General features: G+C 68.4%; 14 protein-coding genes and 1 pseudogene. 5 read left to right on the forward strand and 10 right to left on the reverse strand.

All coding sequences use genetic code 11. From position 1 onward, the window contains the following. Positions 1-2: 2 nt before the first annotated feature. The 4 genes from ADK65_RS39425 to ADK65_RS29305 all read right to left on the reverse strand — a co-directional run bounded on the left by ADK65_RS39425 (position 3) and on the right by ADK65_RS29305 (position 7,397). A complete protein-coding gene (locus ADK65_RS39425) occupies positions 3-1,367 on the reverse strand; it encodes a NucA/NucB deoxyribonuclease domain-containing protein (protein WP_234352989.1) in 1,365 nt (454 codons plus the stop codon). A 433-nt stretch (positions 1,368-1,800) separates the two neighbouring features. After that, on the reverse strand, positions 1,801-3,075 hold the full coding sequence (locus ADK65_RS29295) for a ParB/RepB/Spo0J family partition protein (RefSeq protein WP_053674003.1): 1,275 nt from the start codon (positions 3,073-3,075) through the stop codon (positions 1,801-1,803). Continuing rightward, positions 3,072-4,229 (reverse strand): ParA family protein, encoded by a 1,158-nt coding sequence (locus ADK65_RS29300; protein ID WP_053674004.1) that lies wholly within the window; start codon positions 4,227-4,229, stop codon positions 3,072-3,074. The genes ADK65_RS29295 and ADK65_RS29300 overlap by 4 nt, the downstream gene beginning before the upstream one ends. Before the next feature lie 1,155 nt (positions 4,230-5,384). Beyond that, positions 5,385-7,397: an alpha/beta hydrolase family protein gene (locus ADK65_RS29305; RefSeq protein WP_053674005.1), complete on the reverse strand. Its 2,013-nt coding sequence runs from the start codon at positions 7,395-7,397 to the stop codon at positions 5,385-5,387. A 725-nt stretch (positions 7,398-8,122) separates the two neighbouring features. Between ADK65_RS29305 and mobF the strand changes: the two genes are divergently transcribed. Continuing rightward, complete coding sequence (mobF, locus tag ADK65_RS37520) at positions 8,123-10,036, forward strand: MobF family relaxase (RefSeq protein ID WP_078956199.1); 1,914 nt, start codon at positions 8,123-8,125, stop codon at positions 10,034-10,036. Positions 10,037-10,176: 140 nt separating this feature from the next. Next, the gene (locus tag ADK65_RS37525; RefSeq protein WP_078956200.1) at positions 10,177-10,374 is read left to right on the forward strand and encodes a hypothetical protein; all 198 of its coding nucleotides are present in this window, start codon (positions 10,177-10,179) and stop codon (positions 10,372-10,374) included. A 202-nt stretch (positions 10,375-10,576) separates the two neighbouring features. On the opposite strand, the gene ADK65_RS29315 is transcribed toward ADK65_RS37525, so the two are convergent. Continuing rightward, positions 10,577-10,879 carry a hypothetical protein gene (locus ADK65_RS29315; RefSeq protein WP_053674006.1) on the reverse strand — a complete coding sequence of 101 codons (303 nt, stop codon included), beginning with the start codon at positions 10,877-10,879 and terminating at the stop codon, positions 10,577-10,579. A 495-nt stretch (positions 10,880-11,374) separates the two neighbouring features. Here ADK65_RS29315 and ADK65_RS29320 point away from each other — a divergent pair, with 495 nt between their 5' ends. Next, positions 11,375-14,656 (forward strand): RHS repeat-associated core domain-containing protein, encoded by a 3,282-nt coding sequence (locus tag ADK65_RS29320; protein WP_078956201.1) that lies wholly within the window; start codon positions 11,375-11,377, stop codon positions 14,654-14,656. A 373-nt stretch (positions 14,657-15,029) separates the two neighbouring features. Here ADK65_RS29320 and ADK65_RS29330 read toward each other — a convergent pair whose 3' ends face one another. From ADK65_RS29330 to ADK65_RS29345, 4 genes are all read right to left on the reverse strand, one after another. After that, positions 15,030-15,239: a DUF6207 family protein gene (locus ADK65_RS29330; RefSeq protein ID WP_053674009.1), complete on the reverse strand. Its 210-nt coding sequence runs from the start codon at positions 15,237-15,239 to the stop codon at positions 15,030-15,032. Positions 15,240-15,289: 50 nt separating this feature from the next. Continuing rightward, positions 15,290-15,484 carry a hypothetical protein gene (locus ADK65_RS39840; protein WP_053674010.1) on the reverse strand — a complete coding sequence of 65 codons (195 nt, stop codon included), beginning with the start codon at positions 15,482-15,484 and terminating at the stop codon, positions 15,290-15,292. Positions 15,485-15,643: 159 nt separating this feature from the next. Continuing rightward, positions 15,644-15,856, reverse strand: a complete 213-nt coding sequence (locus ADK65_RS29340; RefSeq protein ID WP_159038836.1) for a hypothetical protein — start codon at positions 15,854-15,856, stop codon at positions 15,644-15,646. Beyond that, positions 15,849-16,181, reverse strand: coding sequence for a hypothetical protein (locus ADK65_RS29345; protein ID WP_053674012.1), 333 nt, complete (start codon positions 16,179-16,181; stop codon positions 15,849-15,851). Before ADK65_RS29345 ends, ADK65_RS29340 begins: the two co-directional genes overlap by 8 nt. A 50-nt stretch (positions 16,182-16,231) precedes the next feature. On the opposite strand from ADK65_RS29345, the gene ADK65_RS29350 reads away from it, so the two are divergent. Further along, positions 16,232-16,567 carry a DUF6233 domain-containing protein gene (locus ADK65_RS29350; protein WP_053674013.1) on the forward strand — a complete coding sequence of 112 codons (336 nt, stop codon included), beginning with the start codon at positions 16,232-16,234 and terminating at the stop codon, positions 16,565-16,567. Here the strand turns inward: ADK65_RS29350 and ADK65_RS29355 are convergent. Next, a complete protein-coding gene (locus ADK65_RS29355; RefSeq protein WP_053674014.1) occupies positions 16,564-17,469 on the reverse strand; it encodes a Ku protein in 906 nt (301 codons plus the stop codon). The genes ADK65_RS29350 and ADK65_RS29355 overlap by 4 nt on opposite strands. 218 nt (positions 17,470-17,687) lie before the next feature. On the opposite strand from ADK65_RS29355, the pseudogene ADK65_RS29360 reads away from it, so the two are divergent. After that, a pseudogene (locus ADK65_RS29360) lies at positions 17,688-17,927 on the forward strand (HNH endonuclease); the annotation flags it as partial.

Consider the following 17,927-nt stretch of genomic DNA (forward strand, 5'->3'; position numbering starts at 1 on the left):
CGTCAGGAGACGATCTTCACGATGAAGCCGTCTTCCATGCCGTCGATGACCCGGTTCTTGGCGTAGAAGCTGAGCAGCAGGCTGCCGCCCGCTCCGTTGTCTTCCTTGGCGATCGGTTTCACGGAGAAGTTGAACTTCTTGGCGTCCGCGTCGTAGTCGTGCTCCGCGGCGCCCTCATAGGTGGTGGCAAAGGGGTACTCGTCGCACTCGCGCGCGCCACCTTGCGTGTAGTTGGCGCCCCAGTACCGTTTGCACTGCTTGACCGCCGCCTTGCGGTTGTCTTCCTTGCGCTTCTTGCTGACCGTCCGGCGCAGCGCCTGGTCGGGCGTCTGGCCGGGCACCTTCTTCGCCGACATGTACGGCTTGGTGTCCTGTGGTTTCGTGAACGCCGTCTTGATGTGCTGAGCCACAGCCCGCTCCTCGGCACCAGCCTTCGTGCTGTAGTTCAGCATGCCGACGTAGGCGAACGAGGCCGCGCCCCGCTTGTCCGGGTTGCCGCCACCGGTGGAGTTCGCCAGGTACTTGGCGGCATCCCAGCGCGGCGGCAGGAAGAACAGGTCACCCTTGAGGTCGCCGGTGAGCTGGGCGTTGGGTGGCGGTGTGATGGTGATGGACGGCTGGTAGATGGCTGCGATCAAGTCCGTGGAGCCTTGACTGCCCTGCCCAGGCTTGGCGTTGACGGTTTCGTCGAACGAGCGCAGCACCTTGAGTTCGGCGAACGTCTTCGTACCGGGCATGTTGCCACCCCGGGTGTAGCGCACCGTGGACGGCCAGCTGTTGGGGATCTTCCCCTTGGTACCGATCTTCATCGCAGGTGCCTCGGTGGTGCCCTGCGATTCCATCTCGGTGAAGTAGTACTTGAAGTTGATCGTGCGGCTGTTCTTGGCGATCGTTCCCACGACCCTGACGTTGAACATGCTCACGCCTGAGGGCCTGCCATTGACGAGCCAGGTCTGCACGAACGAGGCACCCGAACAAGCCGCGAACCGGGAGGTGAAGTAGAACCTGTTGGTGGTGCCCAGACCCTTCTTGCACTCGTCGAGCGTCATTGTGCGAGCCGGTTCCGGAGCCGTGATCATGGGCGTCGGTGAGCCGGTCGAATCGACGGGCGTGGTGCGGGACGGCTGCGTCGCCCGCTGCGCGTACGACGCCGCAGGGCCAACCGTCTCGTACGGCAACTGTGCGATCGGCTCCGCCTTGCGGGCGATGCCCCGCAGACGTTCCATCCCGCCTTCGCTCTGCAACTCCTCTAGAGACGGCGTCGCTGAGCCAATCGGCAGGACGTATGACTCAACCTCAAGATCAGCCGACGCGTCTGCCTGCGCCATAGACGGCATGGCCGACAGCAGGGCGACCGCGGTCGCCATTGTGAGCGCCTGTCTGCCGGCGCGCCTGAGCCACGGTATGTGCATCGAGAACCCCCGAACTCATGCGAATCGAATCGATGATCCGAACGTTTGGTCGAGAGAAGATCTACCGGCCGGGTATCCGTATACATGGGCGACACGCCGCATGTGACGCGATCAGGACTGCTGTTGGCCGAGATCGACTTTTGCACCGAGCTGTCGTTGGCGGCACTCCTGGGCTCCGGACCTGGAAGCCGGACGGCTCCCGTACCAAGTGCTGCAGGTCCGGCCACACCGGGCGCAGCAGCATCCACTACGCGTCGAAGTGCACCCACGGGAGTTGATCGCAGCTGAACCCGAAGGCGCTCGGGAGCGAGCGGACACGCTGACCACTGCGAAGGCCCGTACCCCCCGGCGAAAGAGGCAGGGGGTACGGGCCTTTTGCGTTTCAGCCTCAGGCAGGCTGCTGCTCTTGCTCCTGCTGGGCCAGTTCCTGGAGCAGCGCGCTGTACTCAGCGGGATGCTGCTCGCGCAGGATCTTCAGCCACACACGAGCGCCGTTCGCGAACACCGCCGGCTCCATCTTCACGTGCAGGTGGCTCACCACGAAGAAGGCATCGTCATACGGCAGCTTGCGCGGCTGGTCGGCCTTGTCCTTGCCCGTTGCCTCCGAGGCGGAGTCGCTGGAAGTCCTGGCCGCCTCCTGCTGAGGCTGACGTTGGGCTGGAGGCTTGTTGGCGACCTGCACCGGCTTGTTGTCCGCGGACAACAAGCCAGCGGTCGGTCGTTCTGTCTCCGCCTCTGCGTCACTCTTGTTGTCCGCGGACAACAAACCTCCGCCCTGGCCTTCGGAGGCGGGCTCACCCGTCAGGGGCTCCGCCTTGAGAGGCGCCAGTTCAGCGGGCTTGTTGTCCGCGGACAACAAGCCGCTGTCCGCAGCGGCGCGGAGAGCCTGGAGCTTGCGCTGCTCATCGGCCTTGGCAAGGGAAGCAGCTTCCTTCGAGGCCTTCAGATGGTCCAGGAGCGCTGCGGCCTCCAGGCCGGGATTCTCTTTCGCGTACCGGGCCAGCATTCGTCCGTCACGCTCGGCCAGGGAGCCGGCACTCAGCATCGCCTGCAGCTCCGCGGGCAACTCAAGCAGCACCAGCTGATTGGTCACCCACGAGCGATCCTTGCCCAGCTGCTCGGCTGCCCGCGTTCGGGCTCCGCGCTCCCCCGCCTCCGCACACACGGCCACGAGCTGCTCGACGCCTCGCGCACGCTCGATGACGTCGAAGTCTTCACGCTCGAGGTTCTCCTTGAGTAGGTGATTGATGAACGCTTCGCGGCTGGACGCCAGATCGTCGCGGACGACGAAGTCCAGAGCTTCGAGCCCGACGTGGACGGCGCTGTGAAAGCGCCGCTCACCGTTGACCAGAACGTGGGCGGCGTCGCCGATCCGGTCTTCGTGGTCGGGCCACAGCGCGAGATAGGCGGCTCGCGTAACTGCGACACATGCCGCCAACTGTGCATGGCGCAGTTCCTCGCCGAAGCGAGTCTTGTCCTCGTCAGTGCCGAAGTTGCGGCGCGGGTTGAGGGGGGTGGGGGAGACCTCGCTCAGCTGGAGCCGGACCAGCTCGTAGACAGGGACGTCGCCCTGGGTCACGGCCTTTGCGCGGCCGCGGGCGCTTCGGCTACGACGAGTTCCGCTGAAAGAAGAGCCGGTTCCCAGCCGGTCGGCGACGCTCATCCGCTGATCCTCCGTGCGATGGTTCGCATTGCTTCTGCCTGTTCGCAGTAGGGGGCGTGCGCCAGCAATGGCGCCTTCACCCGCACCGCTTCACGTTGGTCTTTCAGCTCCGGCACGACGGCCAGCACTGGCGGCTCCCCGACCTTCTGCCACTCCTCCAGAGACGACGTCGCCACGTAGCCCTTGCGGCTGTCGTACATGTTGACGACGAACCCGAGCTGGGCGATGTCGATCTCCAAGTCCTCGATCAGGTCCTCGATCTGCTCTTCGAGCATGTCGTAGGCGTCAGCTGAGGAGTCCTCGGACAGCACCGGGATGACGATGCCGGATGAGTCAGCCTCTTCGCCGTCCCGCGTACGGCAGTAGTAGATGGCCGTGTCCATGCTGTAGCCAAGGCTCGGGGGGCAGTCCACGACAATGAAGTCGAACTCCTGCTCCAAGGACTCCAGAGCCTTCTCCAGAGCTGTCTCTTTGATCCTCACAAACCGGCTGGTGGCCAGCTTGGCGTCCAGGAGGAAGGCATCCTTGCACGCCGGGAGGAGCCAGAGATGGTCCTCGAAGTCGCCGCCCTTTATAGGGACCAGCAAGTCCGCGAGCGCGCCGCCCTTCACCTCCCCGAGCATGTGCTTGGCGAGACTGGGCGCCTCGATGTCGATGAGGGGATGACCGAGTTGCTTGGTCAGGTGCCCCTGCGGGTCGAAATCGATGAGCAGGGTCCGGTTGCCAGACTCTGCGAGGGCTTGGGCGACGCCGGCCGACACCGAGGTCTTCCCAACGCCGCCCTTCTGATTGCCGAAGATGATGCGCCGGGCGCCAGTGACCCTCTGCGGTTTGGGGCGCGGCGAAGGATGTTCGTCCAGCCACAGCCGGACCGACTGCGCGATGCCCTGGTTGTAGGAGATCCCGCGGGACTTGCAGTCCTTCTTGAGCTTGTCGTACAGCCCGGCCGGCAAGTACGTGGCGAAGGACGTGCCGCCCGTGGTGTCCACGGGAGGCCTGCTCTTCGACCTTCTCCAAGCTTCGACGCCCCGGGTCACGGCGTCCTGGATGTCGGTATCCAACTCGGCAGCACGCACCTTGAGCTCTTTTCTGAGCTCAGAAGGCAGCTTAGCTACTACCTTTTCCCGATCGCTCGGGTCGTATGGGGCGGTCATGGCGCTACCTTACTTACTCGCCCTGCTCGTTGGACAGCACGGGGCGGATCGTGTCGCTTGTTGTCCGCGGACAACAAGCGACACCCAAGGCACAACACGCAGTCCGGTCCCCGACAACGCCCATGTCCTGTCTCATTCAATCGAGTCGTTTTCTCAACGAACCGAGTCGTTCGGGCTTCTGTCCCAGCGGACTCGATGCACGGACCCGCGTGATCCGCCCCCCAGCCGGTACAGCCGTCCAGCACCCCCAGGGCCCTCAGTCGCGCGATTAGGTTCCGTACGTGGGCGCGGTGTGCGGGCGCCGTCGCCGTCCGCTGCGGGACTGAGTGACGGGCCGGTTCGAGGATGTCGATCCGCTGCGTACGGCCCGCTGGTCGCACGGTGAGCGTCACTTCCCGGGCTGGGACTGGGCGGCGACGACCGGACGGCACGTCGGCTTCGAGTCGTGGCTGGAGCGGGACCGACTGCTGCTGATGGACTTCGATCCGAGCATGTTCCTTCTTCCAGGCCCCGGCCGCGGCGGTCTGTCGTGGAGCCGGCGTATTCCGCGACGAGGCGTGCGGGACGACGACGCTGCCGTGGTCGCAGACGATCGACACACTGCGACGGGCATGGTCGACATCCCTACCAGGTCGATCACCGCAGCGGTGCTACGGCCCTCCACGAAGGCCGCACAACGGCGATGTCAGCATCGACGCCACCGGCCCGCCGCCCCGCATCCCACTCCGCGGACCACGTGACATACCCGCCGGGCGCCCACCGCCGGCCGACACCGGTTGAGCCGATCCGCACGGAACAACTCCACCTCACCCCACAGGCAGCAGCGCGAGCCTTGCTCACAGCGGCGCTTTCCCGCCCGCCCTCAGACCTTTCGCATAGCCCAGAAACGCAGAGATCCCGTCCGATCGAAATGATCGGACGGGTACAACTGCCGGACTCTGGAAGCCCGCTGCTCGCGGCCCCGCCGCACCACTACCTCGACATCGCCACCCGCGTGCCCTGGCAGTACACCGGCGTCGCGGGCGAGGTCACCAACTGCCGGGTCGGGGTGACGCTGCACCTAGCGTCCGCTGACCCGTCGGCCGCGGTGAACCGGCGTCCGCTCCTGCCCAAAAGCGGGGTCCCACCTCGTCGAAGGCTGACGCCCGCCCGCCCTCACAGCAGTCCGGGCCGCTGCCACTCTTCACCAAGGACGTGGTGGTCGAGGAAGTTCAGGAACGCTTCGTACCAGACCTGGATGTGGCCCGGGGAGAGGATCCAGTGGTTCTCGTCCGGGAAGTACAGGTACTTCGCAGGCACCTCGAACCGCTGCAGATCCTGGAAGAGCGCGGCGCCCTGGCCGACCGGCACGCGGTAGTCCTTCGCGCCGTGGATGACCAGCATCGGCGTACGGATCTTCGCGGCGTCCAGGTACGGGGAGTGCGCCTCGTACCGCTCGGGCCGGGTCGCCGGGTCCCCGAAGATGCACTGGAAGTACCAGGGGGCATCGGTGTCGCCCTGGAAGGACCGCAGGTCCCACAAGCCCGCGTGGCTCACGATCGCCTTAAACCGATCGGTGCTCGTGGCGACCCGGTTGGCCATGTAGCCGCCGTAGGAGCCGCCCCCGAGCGCGGTGCGCGCGGCATCGATGTCGTCACGGGCCTCGGTTGCGTCGGTCAGCGCCATCACGTCCGTGTACGGGACCCCGCCCCACTGCCCCCAGCCGCGCCGGTGGCCCTGCTGACCGTAGCCGGTCGACAGGGCCGGGTCGGGCAGCAGCACCGCGTAGCCGCGAGCCGCGAACGGCCACGGGTTCCACCGCCAGGTCCAGCCGTTCCAGCTGCCCTCCGGACCGCCGTGCACGGCGACGAGCAGCGGCGCGGGGTTCTCGGCCGACGCGCCCTCGGGCAGCACGAGCCAGCCGCGCAACCGGTACCCGTCCGCCGCGTTGGCGTGCACCTCGGTGAGGGTGCCCGGCAGCGCGGCGAACGCACCGGGGGCGGGCAGCTCGACCGGCGTCTGGTCGGCGACGCCGGCCTCGAACCTGACCGGCCGCGGCGGCGAGTCGATTGCGTTTCGCAGCGCGTACAGCGTCCGCCCGTCGGGGGCCACGCAGAGCGAGCCATACGCGCCCGAGGCCGTGAGCCGGGTCACGGTGCCGTCCGCGTCCCGCCGGAAGACGGGCCCGTGACCCTCCACATCGGCCACGAAGAAGAGGGCGTCGTCGACCGTCGAACAGACAGCGCCGACGGGCCAGTTGTCGAACCCGGGCAGCAGATCGACGGCCTCGCCGCCGTCCACGCCGACCCGGACGAGCGTCATGTCCATCGACTCGTCGTAAGTCGGCCACGTCATCCGCGAGCACACGACTGCCGAGCCGTCGTGCGTGAACACCGGCGCCTCGTAGAGGTGCTCCACATCGCCCAGGACGAAGACCTCCTCGCCGGTGGCCGCGTGTGCCACCACCACGGCGGTGCGGTTCTCGGCGGGCACCCGGCCGGGTACGAACCGGGTGTAGGCCACTCGCGTCCCGTCGGGCGACAGCGCCACGTCCCCGGGGTTCTCGAGGCCGACGCCCTGCCCGCCGGCGTCGACCACGACGCCCTCGGCCCCCGCGCGCACGAAGGTGTGCTGTTCCTCGGGGCCGAGATCGCGGTCCCAGGCGCGGGTCGGCCCGGCCTCGTACAGGATCGCGGATACCTTCGCGTCCTTGCGCGCCGTGCGCAGCTTGCCGTGCGCGTCGGCGTCGGCGGCCCCGGGCAGCAGCCCGGCGGTGTGGGCCAGCGCGCCGGAGTCCCTGGCGACGGTGAACGCGGTGATCCCGCCCGGGTGCCGGGCCACTACGGCGGCCTCACCACGCACAGGCAGCGCCCACAGCGCGGCACCCTCGTGCGTGTCCTCCGCACTGTCGTCCTCACGTACCGACAGGAAGTACAGCACCCCGTCCGGGCCGAACGCGGGCCCGGACTCGCCCTTCCCCGACCGGGTCAGGCGCACCGCCTCGCGCTCCCCGGCCGGATCGATCTCCCACAGCCCGGACACGAACCTGGTCCGGTCCTCTGACAGAGTCTGCACGGCGGCGACGAGACGGCCACCGTCGGCGGACAGCGCAAGGGAGTTGACGCGAGGCTGGGCGAGGAACGCTGGCAGGTCGTGGAAGGCGGTCGTGCCACCGGGGATCGCAGACATGCGGACGATTCTTGCTCGCGACGGAGGCGGTGAACAGCGGATAACGGGCGCCGCCCGCCAGGGGTGCCTGCCGCCCGTCCGGCGAAGCGCAGAGGTCCCGTCCGATCGAAGTGATCGGACGGGATCCCGTCAACCGCCTGCGAGCTGACTCGTGAACGGCGCCTCCGATCACAGCAACACGTTCAGGCCGCTGCACGCGCCCGACGCTCACGAACGCCCCTTCCAGGGGCGCGGCCCGCTCGTTGAGCGGCGAGGTCTGGCTCGGTCCACAGCCGTAACCTCAGCCGAGCTGCTTTAAGTTCGACATCTTCAGCACCGACGGACTCGAGCGCCGCACGCAACTGGCAGCCGGACACGGCCAGGACGGCGATCCTGAACGGCTGGCCGATGCACGACAGGAACTCGGAATATCTCCCTACAGCGCCCGCCCTCTGATCGACAGCATTCGCAAGGCATGGTCCCTGCCTCTCGGACCGGCCCCCGATAGTCATATCCCAGCATCAACTGCGAGGTGCCCCCGCCACAGGAGCCGCCCGAACATCCCGTGAGATCAACTCGGTCGACCGCCGATGCGCAGCATTTACATGGCCCGGCGGTGTCCGCAGAGCGGACATCATCCCGCCGAAAGTGCCCGTCGCACGGGATCGGCGGTGAAGTTCCAGTGAAGTCTCCCACCGGGCGGGATCACGCTTCCTTGCTGGTCAGAGCCGGTGTGTGCTGGGGCGATGCTGAGTGTCGCGAAGATCCAGAGGCGTAACGCGTGGCGGTACTACATACGTGGAGTCGCGTTCGGGGACGGCCGCCGCCCGGCCGGACAGTCGTTGAAGGACGCCCAGGAGCTGGCCGGGCTCCCACCGGGACGGTGGCTGGGGCGTGGTCTGCGTGCGCTGGGGCTCACCGAGGGCGCGGAGGTGTCCGAGCGTCAGCTGGAGCTGCTGTTCGGCGAGGGCCGGCACCCGGACGCCGACCGCATCGAGCGCGGCCTCCTGGACGACGGCGTCGACGCGGCCACGGCCCGCCGGTTGACGGTGCTGGGGCAGCCGATCGAGGAGATCGAGGCGCGCAAGCAGACGCCGCTGCTCGGCATGGACTTCACCTTCCGGCCGCAGGCGTCGCTGGTCGTGTTGTGGGCACTGGGCGACACTGCCACGCGCCGGGTCATCGAGCGGGCCCACGAGCGGGCCGTCGCCACGGCGCTGCGCTGGCTGGAGGATGAGGTTGCCGAGACCCGGTGGGCGTCAGGCCGCGGCCGCGCAAAGACGCCCGCGCTCGTGGTCGCCGCCTTCCGGCACATCGACAACCGCGACGGACTGCCGCTCCTGCACGAGCACTGCCTGATCCTCAACCGCGTCCAGCGCCTGGGCGCCGACGGCGAACCGGTCTGGGGCGCTCTGGACACCTACCGCCTCTACCAGAACGTGGTGGCCGCCGGGACGCTCTACACCCTGGCGATGACGACCGAGGTGTGCGAGACCCTCGGGCTGGCGACCGTGCCGCGCGAGGTCACGCCGGGCCTGCGTCCGGTCATGGAGATCGCCGGAGTGCCCGAGGACCTCATCAACTGGTCGGCGTCCCGCCGCCAGCGCATCGAGGACGCCCTGGAGGTGCTCACCGACCAGTACGTGAAGGATCACGGGCACCTGCCCTCAGAGCGGGTCCGTCACGGCCTGGGCTGGTGGGCGGCGCAGGAGACCCGGCCCGCGAAGAAGAAGCCGAAGCCGCTCGCGCAGCTGCTCGCGTGGTGGCGCGCCTCCGCGATCCTCCGCTTCGGACGGCAGCTCATCGACAGCCTTCTGGACAGGTGCCGGGCCGTGGGGGCGGCGATCCGGGCGCGGGTGGATCCCACCGTGGACGTGGCGCTCGCCGCCGTCGACGTCGCCGCGGTCGTCTTCACCGTGCGAGAGAAGTTCTCCCGGCGCCACATCCTGGCCGAAGCGCGCCGGCACCTGCTGGAGACGCTGCGCGGCCGCGAGTTCACCCGCGGCCTGGACGACTACATCGCCCACCGGGCCCTGCTCCGCTACTCCCGCCGCCACACGGTCACGAAGCCCGGCCGGGAGGCGCCGGCGGCGGACCGGATGACCTACACCGCCGACTTCCCCCTGCCGCACCGGTGGTGGATCGCCCCCGCCGAAGGCACACCGCCACGGGAGTCCAGCCGCTACGAGCGGGCCCGGGTCGCCAGCCTCGCCGTGCAGAACGCGATCCGCGACGCCCGCATCCGAGCCGACACCGCCACCGCCACCGAGGCGACGACCTCAGCCTCCTCCGCACCCGCCGACCACCGCGACCTCGAGGGCGAGACGGCGTCCGCTCCCCACGCCGTCGACCACCCGGGCCGGGACGCCGCCCCGACCCCGGCGCAGCGGGCCGCCGCCGTCCAGGCCCACCAGCAGGCCGCGATGCCCGAGGAGTACCTGGAAGGCCGCACGACCAACCCGGCGACGTGGCTGCGCACACCAAAGAACCTGGACCGGCTCGCCGCCTACACCCGCGCCGCCGACACCCGCCGCCGCGCCATGGAGAACCGAAAGACCCCGGCCGCCGACCCGGCCAGCCCGGTCGACCAGCACCGCCAGGAGCACGAGCAGCAGCGCCAGCAGCCCGACCCCGGCCAAGGCCAGGGCCTCCGGCCGTGAAGCGCCGCGCGGCCCGCACAGCGGGACGGACGACGAAGTCACCGCGCCAGGCACCGGGACGCGACCGGCCACCCACCCCCAAAGTCACCCGGGAGGGAGCGAGGGTGCCAGGGACCACCCCCTCAAGCACGGAGGCCCCCATGGTTACCCCGACCCCGCCGCACCTTTCGCCGGAGCAGCGTGAGCGCCTGGAGCAGCTCGCCGACGCGGCCCGGCTGCGTATGGCGCTGTACCCGTCGCCGACGCCGCAACCCGCCCGGCGCCGCTCCCGCTCACGGCAGTACCCCGGCGGCCGGCCGAACCCGTGGCGTACCGCGCGGGGCCGCCGCCGGCGATGAGTGGACACGGTGGACTCCACCGCGCGCCGCGCACAGTGGAGACCACGGTGGCGCGGATCGGGCGGTCCACTCGGTGCGCTCCACCCGGTGGGGGAGTGCGGAACATCCCGGCATCCGGTGCGCTCGGTGCGGTGCATCGGGCGCACCGGTGCGCCTGCTGTCTCGGACTACACCGCACGGAGGTCTTGCGGGGGTCTCGCCGTCAGGCGGCTTCTTCCCACCGGCTGGGGGAGTCGTCGTCCTCGTCGGGTTGGTGGGTGGCTTTCTCGCGGGCGCGCAGGACCGCCCAGAGTGGGATGGACAGGCCTGTGAGGTACCAGGGGGTGGGCCAGAGCGCGGTCCACCAGGTGGTCTGTGGTTCGAGGACCAGGTCGGTGGCGGCTGTGGCCATACCGGTGGCCAGGCTCCAGCACGTGAGGCGGCCGGCGTACCGGACTGCTCGGGCGAGCCGGTGGGAAGCAGTGCTGGTGCGGTAGGAGGGCAGGGTTCTGCCCGGTTCGCTCATCGCGAGGGAGTCCTTCACAGGGGGTGGACGGCGTCGAAAGGTGCCGGACGCGGTAAGTGTGCATGGAGTAAAGCTGTGCCCCTAGCAGCCCGGCCAGCTGTCTGCCGTCTCTGAGACAAGTTGTTCTGGTGTGGGTTTGGGTTCAAGGGCTGGTAAGCGCTCTCTCCGTACATCTCGATTAGGTCTGAACCTGACCGAAAGCAGTCAGTAGTCAGACGGGATGCACTGATTGAGATGCAGTCGAAGCGTTCCGGTCAGTGTGTCCGTCTAAATTGGTAACGGAATAGACAATTCCTACGTGGAGTGGTGCTTCATTGCTCCACCGTGTCCCCATTCGCCCGGTCGAAGCGGCGAGGCTGATTCCGGCCCGTATGGGATGGGTGTTGGGGGGCACGGCCCGCACGTTTGTGCGTTTCCTCTGGCAGCTTGTGTGTCTCCGGTGACCAACGGGTTCACCGGTTCTGACTGTCTGTCTGTCTTCCGTGGGGGAAGCTCATGCATGCACGTGCGAGAAGCACGTCTCTTTGGCGCGCCCGAAGAACACACAGCACCGCTCTCCTTTCCGCGATCACGACCGCCGCTGTGGTGCTCTCGGCGGCACCTGGGCTGGCGGCGACGCCGAAGCCGGAGTTACCGGAGCCGGAGAGCCCGTGGACGAAACCGACCAAGGTGGAGGCTCCTGCGACGCCGGCCGGGTCGGTCAAGGCACCAGAGTCGCAGGCTGAGGCCAAGCCGTCGGCGGAGGTCGCCGCGTGGCGGGCGGCGCAGCAGGCCCGTACGGGCGGCAAGTCCGGCGCGAAGCGGCTGGCCGCTGCCGAGGCCACCCCGTTCGTTCCCGAGGGGCAGGGCGAAGTGCCCTGGCACCGGATCATCGACACGCGCCTGAACGACGCGCTGGTGGCGCGGGTGAACGTCTCCAACGGCAACCTGATGCTCGCCGCGACGGACTTCGACATCGCCGGTGTGGGGCAGAAGCTGCAGCTGGCCCGGACGTACAACTCCCTGGAAGCGCCCTGGGGGAAGGTGTCGCAGCGCTGGTGGCAGGCCTACGAGCGCTACCTTCAGGTCGGCGACGGTGAGGTGGTCGTCTACGACGTCACCGGCAACGCCCTGCGGTTCAAGGAGACGTCCACCGGTGGCTACACCACACCGACCGGCTACTCCAAGGACCTGAAGAAGAACGCGGACGGCACCTACACCCTGACCGACCGCAAGTCGGGCACGAAGGACACCTACAACGAGCACGGCACCCTGACGAAGGTCACGGACAAGAACGACGGCACGATCACCGTCGATCAGCACGACGAGGGCAGCGAGCACAAGGGCTTCAAGCTGACCGAGACCCGCTCGGGCCGCTGGATCGACCTGGTCAAGACCTACCCGAACCAGTGGCAGGCCAAGGACCACACGGGTCGCACGGCCGTGTTCGACCTGGACCCGGCGGGCAACCTGACGAAGGCCACCGACACCGACGGCAAGGCCACCGCCTACGCGTACGACTCCTCACGCCGCCTGACCAAGGTGACCACCCCTGAGGGCACCGTCACCCTGTTCACCTACGACGCCCACAACCGCGTCCGGTCGATGCAGCGGGCCACCGAGTCGTCGAGCAGCGGCCACGTCGGTCCGACCTGGCGCTACGACTACACGGCCGCCACCCCCTCCGACGCGGGAACCACCACGGTCACCGACCCCGACGGCGACGCCACCAAGTACCTGCACAACGCGGACGGCGAGGTCACCAAGGTCACCGACCCCCTCGATCACTCCCGGCACTCCAAGTACACAGGCCACCTGCTGCAGAGCGCGATCGACGCGATGGGCACGGGCGCGGACGGCACCGGCGGCAACACCACCACGTACGGCTGGGACGGCCGCAACAACGCCGTCTCCCAGAAGCTCCCGCTCGGTGCGACGGCGTCGGTGACGGCCTACCAGACCGTCGCCGGCACCGACCTGCCCAACGACTTCACCAGCGCGGACGGCCGCAAGGACACCTTCAAGTACGACACCAACGGCAACACCATGTCGGTCACCACGTCCGGCACCGCAGGCGGCACCCGCGAGTACACCTATAACAAGGACACCCCGACCTGCGGCGGCTTCGAGGGCCAGCGCTGCGCCGCCAAGGACGCGGGCGGCAAGGTCACCTCGTTCGAGTACGACACCAAGGGCAACCTCAAGAAGGTCACCCCGCCCGCCCCACTGGGCACGACGACCTACACCTACGACCCGCTCGGCCGGGTGGAGACCGTCACCGACGGACGCGGCATCAAGACCGTCCACACCTACGACAACCGCGACCGCGTGACCAAGGTGTCCTCCACCAACGCCACGGTCACCTACTCCTACGACGGCGACGGCAACGTCAAATCCCGCACCGACGCATCCGGCACCACGGGCTGGACCTACGACAAGCTCAACCGCGAAAGCGTCCGCACCCTGCAGAACGGCGCCCAGACCGCCCTCGCCTACACCCCGGGCGGCGACGTCGACTACTACACCGACCCGACCGGCAAGACCGACTACACCTGGGACAAGGCCGGCCGCCTGGACTACCTGACCGCCCCCGACGGCAAGAAAACCGACTTCGACTACAACGAGAACGACAAGCGCACCAGGACCGTCTACCCCGGCGGCACCACCCAAGCCGTCGGCATCGACGACAACGGCCGCCCCGAAAGCATCAAGACCACCTCCGGGACGACCACGCTGATCGACCTGACCTACGGCTACAAGAACACCGCGGGCAAGGACACCACGAAGATCCGCACCCGCACCGACAACCTCACCAAGTACAAGACCACCTACGACTACGACTCCCAGGACCGCCTTCGCTACGCCCTGGAAGCCGACTCAGCGGGTGCCCGTAAGGCGTCGTGGCTGTACTGCTGGGACAAGGCCGGCAACCTCACCTCCCAGGACGGCAGCAAGAACGCCTGCCCGGGCGGCACCACCTACACCTACGACGACGCCAGCGAACTGACTGGCAAGAACGGTTCCACCACGGGCTGGTCCTACGACAAGCTCGGCAACGAGACGGCAGGCGCGAGCACCACCGCCCGCACGAACGAGACATGGACGGACCACAGCCAGCTCTCCTCCATCACCGCGGGCGGCAAGTCCTACGACCTGGTCCACGCGGGCACGGACAACTCCGAGCGCACCAAGCTGGGTTCGACCTGGTTCCACCACACCGCGCTCGGCCTGGCGTCCACGACCACCAACGGCGTGGACACCGGATTCATCCGCGAACCCGCGGGCACGCTGAATTCCATGACGACTGGGGGGAAGTCCTACTACTACCTCACCGACGCCACGGGCAACGTCCTCGGCCTGGTCGACGACGCGGGCAAGCGCACGCACACCTACGCCTACGGCCCCACTGGCCTGCCCCGCGGCACCACCACTGAGGCCGTCCCCCAGCCGCACCGCTACACCGGCGCTTACCTCGACCCGACCGGGCTGTACAAGATGGGCCACCGCTACTACGACCCGTCCCTCGGCCGCTTCACCCAACCCGACCCGTCGGGGCAGGAGACGAATCCCTATCTCTATGCCGCAGGTGATCCGATCAACTTCACGGATCCGGCTGGGCTCGGGTTCTTGGACGCAGTCAAGAGAGTCGGGAAGAAGTCCATGGCGACCGCCGTCGGCGGAGGCGTAACCGGATGCATCGCGTCCTTGGCCACCGGTTGCGTCGCGGGCGCGACGATCGGAGGTTTCGCCGGTGCTGTAGGCGGAGCTGTGCAAGGGACTTACGAGGAGCTGCAATGACGCGCAGCCGTGAGGAGTGACGTAGTGCTGGACAGCAAGGCCCAGACCAGGCTGGTAGTCGGCCTCATTCTCCTGGTCCTTACAGGGCCCTTCGTACTACCTCGGGTGGACTGGGGCACGGCTGGCATGCTCTGGCTCGTCATATGGGGAGCAGTGGTCGGGGCGCTCGCCTATCCCGCCGCGGCACTGTGGCATCGGCTCATCGCCAACCGGCGAGGACCGACCAGCTGAAACCGGCAAGCCAGGGCGAACGATCAGAAGGTTACGCCTTCAAGCACAGCTGCCCGGATACGGCGCTCACCGTATCCGGGCAGCGCTGATCCAGCGGGAGGAAGCCAATCGACGCGGCAGGTGAGAAATAGTGCTCGCAGCGCTATGAGCTGGGTTCCTGGCGCAGGTCCAGGAAGCAGCGCAGCCGTACGCCGGGCTCGCCGGGCTCCCGTGTCGCACGGTCCGCCGGTGCGATCGCGCATCGTGCGGCGAGCAGCTCCTGGACCGCGAGCGCGGTTTCGTCATCGGCGGCCGCGACCTCCACCACGGCCAGGCCCGGTTCTGCCACGTGCGCTTCGTTGATCGGCTTCATGCCCGGCACGACGTGTGAGCGGCCGCCAGGGTTTCCCGATCTCGCGCTCTTCACCCGACCGAGTAGAGGCCCGGCATGACGCCCGCATCACACAGCCTCCGCGTGGGGCCGGGCCGTGTCCGCGCCGGCAGCACGAAGACCTCGTGCAGATGCAGCGCGCCGCCGATGAGGCCCACACCACCGTCGGGCAGCTCCAGGACCAGTACGGTCCACCGGCCCAGACTGCCTGGACCGACGAGCAGCAAACTCCTGGGCGACCGCCTGGCGGGCCTGGCGCGACCTCGCCGGCGACATCCAGACCGCCGTCACGGAACACGCCAAGGAGCAGGGCACACCGCGCCACCAGGTCGAGGCGGACGTGAAGAAGGCAGCACGCCACCCGAAGCTCGTGGCCGGCGGCTGACCTACGAGTCCTCAGGCCAGCTGGCGAGCACCCGTTCGCCGCCGTCGGCGCGCTCGGTCAGAACGATCCGGGCGCCGTCGATGCTGCCCCATGAGCCGATCCATGACAGGTACTGGTGCTCGGCTGTTGGCTTCTTGCCCCACCAGCCGTGCATCACCGGCTTCCCGTCCGCGGTCAGGATGAGGTGGAACCGCTCGTCATCCACGTCACTCACCCTCCCACCCGGCCTCGTCGGTGTAGGTGCGCAGCCGCAGCCGCGCGTCGGCCGCGACCTCGCGCAGTTCCTCGAGGAACCGCCCCGGCGGCACATCCAGCGTCGGCGGTGTCGCGAGGAAGCACTCCCGGCATCGGTCCAGCCAGCGGCTCCCGTGGTCCGGGTCGTGGATCACGCCGCTGGTGCGTGACGGTCGGCCGCAGGCAGAGCAGGGCGGCTCCTGCAGCATCCGCGCCCAGGTCTGGGCGAAGCGGGGCGCGGCCGGGGCTGGGGAGAGGGAGGCCGGTTCAACGCCCAGCTTGCGGGCTGCCCCCTCACGATTCATGCCTGCTCCTGGGATGGGCTGCGTGACGCCACGATCATAGAATCGAACACGTGAACGATACAGAGTCGTCGCGACTCGCGCCGCTCCGCTTCCTGGAGCGTGTGCAGGAGCGCGACCTGGCCCGCACCCGCCGGTGGATCGCCGACGAGGAACGCCGCGAGGCAGAACGCCGCGTCGGCGAAGCACGGCGCCCACCGGCACCCGAGTGGCTGATCGAGCGCGGCCTGGACCGCAACAACACCGTCGCCGTACATACCGGCGAGTGCTGGGACCCGGGCAAGCGGGCGAAGCCTGCGACCCGGGCGCAGGCGATCGAGGCACTCCGCCATCAGGTACCGGCGTGCTCGAAGTGCCGGCCGGACACCGCGCTCGGCATCGAGGTCTAGGCGCTGCGCGGCCGGCGCCCGGATGTCTTCTTGGCCGCGGCCTTCTTCGCGGCGGTCTTCTTGGTCGGCTGCTTCTTCGCCGCCTTCTTCGGCAGCTCGTGCACATCGGCGTCCTCGCCGCGCGAGGCCCGGGCCTGCTGCACAGACTCGTTCAGGGCGGCCATCAGATCGACGATCTGCCCGGGTTTCGACTCCGGCTCGGCAAGCTTCGGCGGCTCGCGGTGCTCCCGCTTGGCCTCGATGATCTGCGAGAGGGCTTCGGTGTAGGAGTCCTGGAAGTCCTCACCCTCAAGGTCCTCACGGGTCATGCTGTCCATGAGCGCGAGCGCGCCGTCGATCTCGTCCCCGCTCAGCTCGACCGGCGGCGGCAGCAGTTCTTCCGGCGACCTGATCTCGTCAGGCCACCGCATCGCGTGCAGAACGATAACGTCCTCGCGTACCCGCAGCAGGCCCAACCGCTCCCTGCCGCTCCAGGCGTACTTCGCGACGGCCACCTTGCTGGACCGGGCCAGGGCCATGCGCAGCAGCTTGTAGGGCTTCGCGGCCACCTGCCCGCTCGGGGCCAGGTAGTAGCCCTCACCGATCTTCAGAGGGTCGACGGAGTCCAGCGGCACGAACGCGACGATCTCGATCGCCTTCGCTGTCGGCAGCGGCAGGTCCCGCAGCTCCTCGTCGCTGATCGGGATGACCTGCTCCTTGGTCAGCTGGTAGCCCTTGCCGATCTCACCCTGGTCGACCTCACGGTCCTCGATCTCGCAGTACTTACGCACCCGCACCCGGCCCATGTCCTCCAGGTGGTACTGGTGAAACCGGATCGAGTGGTCCTCGGTAGCGCTGGCCACAGAGATAGGCACGGTGACCAACCCGAAGCTGATCGCGCCGCTCCAGATGTTTCGAGGCATGACAGACCTCCGTGGCTACCCCGAGCAACACCAGGCTATGAGCGCAACTGCGCCCGCGCACGTGCACGGGCCCGCAGCTCTTCCGTCCTGCCGGGCGCCTGACTCGCCCCCCGACGTGGCGCTTGCGCACTTGGCCCGGTATGACCATTGCACCCACACGGGCGGCGCACTGAACAAACCGGTGATAGCGCCCCGTCACGGGCCGCTATCAACAGCTCATGCTCAAAGCCGTGCTGCGCGGCCTGGCCGCCGCCTCCCTCACTGTCCTGCCTCTCACCGTCTCAGCGCCCGCCCACGCGGCAGAGACCCTTCCCCTGACCGAAGCAGTCGCCGCCCTGCCCCTGGGGACGGAGTCCCGCGACGGCTACGACCGGGACGCCTTCCGCCACTGGAACGCCGGCGCCAACCCCACCGACGGCTGCAACACGCGCGCCGAGGTCCTGATCTCCGAGGCCGTC

This window comes from Streptomyces sp. NRRL B-1140 (genome assembly GCF_001280065.1).
In the GTDB taxonomy this organism is placed as follows: domain Bacteria; phylum Actinomycetota; class Actinomycetes; order Streptomycetales; family Streptomycetaceae; genus Streptomyces.

Coding starts and splice junctions, on each gene's coding strand:
- ADK65_RS39425 (WP_234352989.1), bottom strand. CDS start 1,367: ATGGCGACCGCGGTCGCCCTGCTGTCGGCCATGCCGTCTATGGCGCAG.
- ADK65_RS29295 (WP_053674003.1), bottom strand. CDS start 3,075: ATGAGCGTCGCCGACCGGCTGGGAACCGGCTCTTCTTTCAGCGGAACT.
- ADK65_RS29300 (WP_053674004.1), bottom strand. CDS start 4,229: ATGACCGCCCCATACGACCCGAGCGATCGGGAAAAGGTAGTAGCTAAG.
- ADK65_RS29305 (WP_053674005.1), bottom strand. CDS start 7,397: ATGTCTGCGATCCCCGGTGGCACGACCGCCTTCCACGACCTGCCAGCG.
- mobF (WP_078956199.1), top strand. CDS start 8,123: ATGCTGAGTGTCGCGAAGATCCAGAGGCGTAACGCGTGGCGGTACTAC.
- ADK65_RS37525 (WP_078956200.1), top strand. CDS start 10,177: ATGGTTACCCCGACCCCGCCGCACCTTTCGCCGGAGCAGCGTGAGCGC.
- ADK65_RS29315 (WP_053674006.1), bottom strand. CDS start 10,879: ATGAGCGAACCGGGCAGAACCCTGCCCTCCTACCGCACCAGCACTGCT.
- ADK65_RS29320 (WP_078956201.1), top strand. CDS start 11,375: ATGCATGCACGTGCGAGAAGCACGTCTCTTTGGCGCGCCCGAAGAACA.
- ADK65_RS29330 (WP_053674009.1), bottom strand. CDS start 15,239: ATGAAGCCGATCAACGAAGCGCACGTGGCAGAACCGGGCCTGGCCGTG.
- ADK65_RS29345 (WP_053674012.1), bottom strand. CDS start 16,181: ATGAATCGTGAGGGGGCAGCCCGCAAGCTGGGCGTTGAACCGGCCTCC.
- ADK65_RS29355 (WP_053674014.1), bottom strand. CDS start 17,469: ATGCCTCGAAACATCTGGAGCGGCGCGATCAGCTTCGGGTTGGTCACC.